The organism is Chamaesiphon polymorphus CCALA 037 (genome assembly GCF_003003845.1).
GTDB lineage: Bacteria > Cyanobacteriota > Cyanobacteriia > Cyanobacteriales > Chamaesiphonaceae > Chamaesiphon > Chamaesiphon polymorphus.
In genome coordinates this window covers 1-6527 of record NZ_PVWO01000343.1, presented here as the reverse complement: position 1 = coordinate 6527, position 6527 = coordinate 1, and the positions used below count along the sequence as shown (strand labels likewise).

General features: G+C 46.1%; 5 protein-coding genes and 1 pseudogene. 1 reads left to right on the top strand and 5 read right to left on the bottom strand.

Going from position 1 to position 6527, the window contains the following annotated elements; genetic code table 11:
* Window positions 1–221: 221 nt before the first annotated feature.
* A pseudogene (locus tag C7B77_RS21075) lies at window positions 222–1025 on the top strand (transposase); the annotation flags it as partial.
* A 336-nt stretch (window positions 1026–1361) separates the two neighbouring features.
* Here the strand turns inward: C7B77_RS21075 and C7B77_RS21070 are convergent.
* The 5 genes from C7B77_RS21070 to C7B77_RS30245 all read right to left on the bottom strand — a co-directional run bounded on the left by C7B77_RS21070 (window position 1362) and on the right by C7B77_RS30245 (window position 6447).
* Window positions 1362–1820: a zinc ribbon domain-containing protein gene (locus C7B77_RS21070; RefSeq protein WP_106309451.1), complete on the bottom strand. Its 459-nt coding sequence runs from the start codon at window positions 1818–1820 to the stop codon at window positions 1362–1364.
* Between the two features lie 118 nt (window positions 1821–1938).
* On the bottom strand, window positions 1939–2613 hold the full coding sequence (locus C7B77_RS21065; RefSeq protein ID WP_181243951.1) for a nucleotide exchange factor GrpE: 675 nt from the start codon (window positions 2611–2613) through the stop codon (window positions 1939–1941).
* A gap of 11 nt (window positions 2614–2624) precedes the next feature.
* Window positions 2625–4196 (bottom strand): dynamin family protein, encoded by a 1572-nt coding sequence (locus C7B77_RS21060; RefSeq protein WP_106309445.1) that lies wholly within the window; start codon window positions 4194–4196, stop codon window positions 2625–2627.
* On the bottom strand, window positions 4189–6186 hold the full coding sequence (locus C7B77_RS21055) for a dynamin family protein (protein WP_106309442.1): 1998 nt from the start codon (window positions 6184–6186) through the stop codon (window positions 4189–4191). Before C7B77_RS21055 ends, C7B77_RS21060 begins: the two co-directional genes overlap by 8 nt.
* Window positions 6187–6279: 93 nt before the next feature.
* On the bottom strand, window positions 6280–6447 hold the full coding sequence (locus C7B77_RS30245) for a hypothetical protein (protein WP_181243950.1): 168 nt from the start codon (window positions 6445–6447) through the stop codon (window positions 6280–6282).
* Between the last annotated feature and the right edge of the window lie 80 nt (window positions 6448–6527).

Genomic DNA, 6527 nt, shown 5'->3' with positions numbered 1-6527 from the left:
CAAGCGTTGAGTCGGCATAGCAATCAGAATACGTTGAATTTGTACGATGATAATCGACGGCAGGAACAAAAGGGTGCTTCTGGGATGCTGGAGGAGTTGTTGATGGGGAAGGGGGTTGAGTAGCATTGGATACTGTTGGCGAAGTCAAAAATGCAAATGTGGGACAATTATTATGTGCCTAGTATTACCCCCACCATAATCAACAGGCACAAAGAGGAAAAGTGCTTCAACTTCAAACAAAAAGCTCTATCTCAGCAGAAACGGCTCGTGTTGATCATGTAGCTTTCCCAAAAGGTAATTTGTACATGACGATGCGGGATGAAATTGGCACTCTCTACAGCGATCGGGATTTTGAGGCATTGTTTCCTACGCATGGACAACCTGCTGTTAGTCCTTGGCGCTTAGCGTTAGTCTGTATGATGCAATTTATGGAAGAGCTTTCAGACCGACAAGCAGCAGAGGCAGTTCGCAGTAGGATTGATTGGAAATATGCTCTCGATCTAGAATTGACCGACCCTGGTTTTGATTTTTCGGTGCTGTGCGAGTTTAGAGCACGATTAATCACAGGTGATGCCTCCCAACATCTACTAGATAACCTTTTAAAGCAGTTCACAGAGCGTGGCTGGCTGAAAGAAAGAGGTCAACAGCGTTCTGATTCAACACATGTGCTGGCGGCAATCCGCACTCTAAATCGACTTGAGGGTGTGGGCGAGACGTTGCGTGCCGTGCTTAATGCTTTGGCTACAATCGCGCCCGAGTGGTTACGTTCCTGGGTACCGGATGAATGGTTTGGCCGCTATGAACGTGCAGTAGAAGAATATCGTTTGCCGAAGGGGATTGTAGCTCGTAAGGTGTATGCTGAAACCATTGGCACAGACGGAATGCAGCTATTGAAAGCCATATACGATGATGAAACAACACCTCAATGGCTGCGGCAAATACCAGTTGTGGATATTCTCCGCCAAACCTGGATTCATCAATACCATGTAGATAATGGTCAGGTATGCTTGCGTACTGCTACTGATACTGTTGGCGAAGTCAACAGTATCAGCATTAGAACCAAAAACCGGGTTAAGAATTCTGCCACACTCAGGCTCCAACAGATAGTGTTTGACCCCAAACTAAAATCAACCAAATATCATCCATTGAATTATTGGCAAACTGTAACTTTAGTGATGGAATTTATCACCTCATCACCCATGCTCAAACTCCTATTGTCAGAGATGTAAGGGTCAGAGGTGGTAAATCTTCTTCTGGTTTTGCAGACGAGCGGCTGTTGTGAGATGGTCGCTTAGTTTAACAATTCTGCGTTTCCCCCAATTAATCTGGGTTTGATGATTTATGATTGCGGGTCGCTACAGCTAAGAACTCATCCCGATTAAAATCCCGATGATAAAGCAGATTATCGTCCAGATCGCGCTACCAATCGCCCAGTTTTTTTGGTGCTCTCTAAATTGTTCGATACTCGCCCATCGTTTGCTTTTCCAGGCTAATTCGTTGCCTTTCAATCCCAACCAGATTGCTACAATCCAACCCACATAGGGAATCCAAGCTAGTAAGCCAATCCACACCCGATTGGAGGGTGCCCAAATTCCTGCAAGGAGAAACGCACCCCAATTCCACCCTTGAATCTGGGGCGGTACGGAGATGGAGGTATCTAAGATTTGACCGCACCCAGAGTTATTAGCTGGAGTGTAGGGGGATGTATTGGCGGTAGCAATTCTTTGATTCGCGCTCAAGGCTTCACCGCAAGTCAAACAGAATTTAGCTCCGGGAGGGTTAGTGTGACCTTGGCTGCAAGTAGGATAAACCATTTTCATATTTATAAGCCTGTGATAAAAGTTGACAGTTGACAGTGCTGTTTTTTGGTTGCGAATCCCATCAGAACAGCATAATTTTGACTTCTGGCTACTGACTTATCACTGGCTGTGGTTAGTTTTATGCAGGGGCAGTGGAATTTTCTGGAGCAAAGATGTAAAGAATTACTGCTTGCGATCGGATTAGTCGATCGTGGTGTCGATATCCAGGTCTAATGGTTCGAGCGATCGTCTCGTGTTGTTCTGGTGCGATCGTCGGCTGAGTTTCAACGATTTGATGGCGATGGGTGTCAAAGTTTCCGGTATCGACAATTTCCATAATTCCTTCTGTGGCTAGGATGTTGCGGAGTTTGTCATCAATGACAGTTAAAATTTGTGGTGCGATGCTCTCGCGAGCGGGCGTGCTATTAGCTAACAGTAACCAATCCCGTAAGTCGATCGTCCTCACGGCGGAGGGCGATATTTGGAGTAGGGGGATTGCAGGAATGGGTGTAGATTCCTCTAGATCGGTGGGTGAGGATACAGAAGGGGGGTTTGGATCTACATTTTTGTGATGGCGGACGATCGCGGTTGATGCGGAGTTATCTTCTTGTTTCCGATCGTGCCATCGATCGAGCAATCGATCGAGTAATTTATTCATCGATGTTAAAATCACCACTAGATCTTGTTCCTGATCGAATTGTAGGGCATTGCCCCCACTCAACCGATGGACTTTAGCTTCAGCGGTGAGAGCTAGTTGTCGAATTTCTCGTTCTTCAGTACGATCGAATAAGTGGATAATTCTAGTAAATGTCATTATCTTTGACCTCATAAATATAAATAATTTTTAGCCAGTTGCAGACGTTGAAAAATTAATTCGTAGGAACGCGCCATCGTTTTAGCTGCGGTGAGGGTATCTCGATCGATGGTTAAATAATCTGCCGATCGAGTTTGCCAGTAATGGAGTTTTTCGTTCGCTACTGCTAACATTTCTGGGATGGTTGCCCGTTCTCCTAAGTCTAATTTCGAGCCACAGTCAGTCCCAAATTCACCTGTAACAGCTAATAGATCGCGAGTTTCTCGTTCGTCAAAATCTAATTTGCGACGATAAAAATTCTGCAAGATATTTAATTCGATTAGTCGATGTTCTTGAGTTTCTATCTCTTCAAATCTTCCGGCAATTTCTTCGAGAACTTGCAGAGATTTTCCGGCTAATTTGGGACGACTTTGAAAGTAGATAGTTTTGAACTGACGTAAAACTCGAATTAGTTTGATGAGATAGGCGCGATGGCCGAAATGGGAAACGAGGGTGTCGCGGAGGCGATCGATCCCACTATGTTCGAGGAGCGCAGTAATCAGTCTGTGGCGATCGCCACTACCCGATCGCCGTAAATTGTAAGCCTGCCATACACCGTATTGGCCGAGCCGCTCGGCTAATAATCGACGCTCCTGGGGAAGAATGGGAATATCGGGGTATTCGCGCTCGTTAAAGCGGTTGATATTCCGCAACAGGCGCTCGAATCGATCGGGGGGGATGGTAATCAGCCGATCGAGGATGTCCCACTCTCGATCGGTGAGAGTTCGCGCTCCTAGAGCTAAATGGGCGCAGACTGGATAAATCGTATAAAACAGATTGCGAGCTTGGGGATGGTGGGCTAATCGCTGACACACCCGCTCCGCAGCAACCATCGGCTCGGTAATACTCGGATCGCTCCAGTACAGATCGGTTTTTGTCAGTACCCCGATCGCATTAATCGGCGTGGCTTGACTCACTTCCCCACCTTGAAACAGTTCGATAATTTCCTTATCCGCCATCGCCAAACTGTGACCGAACAAATACATCACCGCATCGGCTCCTTGGGCTTCGGCTTGGGTAACTTCACTTAGTTCGGTGCCGTGTAATTGGAGAAATTGACGGGTATTATCCGAATCATCGCGATAGTGAGACTCCAATCCAGGAGTATCGATGAGATCGAAGCTGTGAAGGATCGAGTTAGGATAAGTGACTTCGATATATTTAATCGAGCGCAGGTAATCGCGGTTAGCTGCCGCACGCAGAGTGAGGGATTGGAGTTCGTCGAAGGATTTAGTTTCTGGGGGACGCTCGTCTTTGTAGTGAACTTGCAAACTCGGACGATCGCCCCAGCGAAAGACATTGACGTTAAAGGTGGCTTCAACATTACCTGTAGGTACGAGATGTTCGCCGAGGAGCGCATTCATCATCGTCGATTTACCCGCTTTGATTAAACCGACGATCGCTACTCGCATCGGTTGATGGAGACGAGCGAGGGATTGGCGCAACTCGCGTTCCACGATCGCTAAATCTGGGTTTCCCGAAGTCAGATCTAGGGCGGATTGAAATAGGTTGTCTACCCGTTGCTCTAAAGATAGTTCAGGCATCAGCCCAGCCTCCCCGATTGCTTATAGTAGCAGTGGTTGGGGTGGGTGTACCCTCGTCGATCGGCGTTACTGGTGACGACAAGGGGCGATCGAGGGTAACAGCATGAGTGGTTAACTGTTGAGCCTGTTGTTGGAATTGACGAATTTGTTCTAGCAGGGGTTGGATTTGTTTGACACGCGCGGTAGCTTGTTCGCGAGATAAACTCCGCGATCGATCGATCGATTTGAGTGCGGCTTCACAATCCCCTTTAGCGATCCGAATTTCTTGATTGAGTTCATCTTGCATCGATCGAGCTAACTGTTTGACGGTATCCTTAAGGGACTTGAGGCTAGATTGACGACTGAGATCGAGAAAATTGTTAATAATCGGTGCGACTTCCCGTTGGAGATCCACCCGATCTTTTTCCTTCAATTGAGCTAACTGTTGTTGAGCGGATCGCCCCATCCCTGCGATCGCGCCCAAACCAGCACCGATATTCGCGCCGATTTGCGCTCCGGGAATACAGCCCGCACCCCCAGCGAATAAACCGAGAGCGCCCCCGATCGCCCCACCGAGGAAACCGCCCACCAGCGCACCAGCCGAAGAACCATACATCAACCCGCGCGCACCAGCTAGACTGCGATCGAAGGCGTGAGCGCGTTTGGTATTAACGGTATCTCTTTCGACAGTAGCTTTTTGATAGTTAATTTGTTCGATCGTGAATACACCGATATCTAAACCCGCACTCGATTCGATCTCTGTGTGTAATTCTTCCGCCGCTTGACTGATATACTGACTCAGCTTGGATATCAGCGCGTCGAGATCGGATTCTAGTAAATTTGCAATCGAACGAGGATTTTCTAACATCCGATCGTCGTTTAAATACTCCTTGGCATGGCTTTGAATTTTGGCAAAGCCACTGTGAAATCGATCGTTTACCTCATCTTGGAGATCGGCAATGCCGCGATTTAATTGCTGTTGCCAATCGCTGCTATGTCCGAGTAAATCCTGTAGCTGAGATTGGGTAGCTTGAAGTTGTGCTGTGAGCTGTTGAATTTCCCGTTTGTTTTCTTCTTGGCAAGCTGATAACTCCGATGCCAGAGGGATTTGGAGTGAATTTAAAATCTGACCGATTTTAGAGAGGGAATTGAGGATTAAAATTCGCCCCCGTTGTTGGCTGACTAATTCCCATAGTTTAGCTTCCAAGATTGAGAAGTTACTATCGGCTAAATCCTCTGGATCGCCAGTGGTTAGGTAAGATAGTTTATTGGCACTAGATACGGGGATAATCTCGATCGAGGTGGGAGATCGATCTAATACTTCGGCTAATTTTTGCCGATTATTAGCGATAATTGCATCATAATTATCGATCGTATCAATTTTCGTGATTACAAAAATTAAATTTTGACAGTGGGGGACGATCCGTTCGGCGATAAATTTGAGTTCTTTCGCCGATAGCGGCGAGAGTGCGTCGCTGACAAACAGAATCGCATCGGCGTTAGGAATAAAACTATAGGTAAGGGCGGTATGTTCGACATTCAAGCCCCCAACTCCGGGAGTATCGACTAAGACTAATCCTTCTTTGAGTTGGGGATTGGGAGATTCGATCGCTAATAATTGGGCTTGCTTGCGATTTTGATGATTGCCACTTTCTGTAACGTATTCGGGGATTTCTCGACGCGAAATCGACTGGGTACGGCAATCGTTATCCGCAAAGGCAACGGTAATTTTTTCCTCAGTACCATAGGTGATGGTAGATACGATATTAGTGGCAATATCCACATCTACTGGGAATAGATCGCGTTCGTTGACTAGCGCATCGATCAGGCTCGATTTACCCTGTTTGAACTCTCCGCAAATTACCACGTATAATTTCTCTTCTAGTAAGTGCTTTTGAGCCAATGTCAACCCCTCGAATAGTTCCCGATCGGTGGTATGCTCGTTTGCCAATTCACCAACTCGATCGAATAGTTGTAAAACTTGCTCTCTTTGTTTTTGATAATTCATCATATCCTTGTCTTTGTAAACACACGTACAGATTTAATAACCGATATCCATCCAGGAGGGGCAATTCATAAATTGCCCTTGGTATGAACAAACTATTTATCGACTATTTAACAAAAATTTGTCGCAAAACTTACTACCTAAAATATGATAATACGGTACTAGAGGTGGTTCTAATAACATCATCAATAGATTGCTAAATTCAGTTGTCCAATCAGGATTAAACGTATCCCCAGCAGCTAATTTAGCAAACATCACATCGTACATAGCTACTCCCTTCCCGCCAGAAGATTATAGAATAAGGTTGTAGATATGTTGAATCGTATTTGAAATTTGGATTGGAGTCT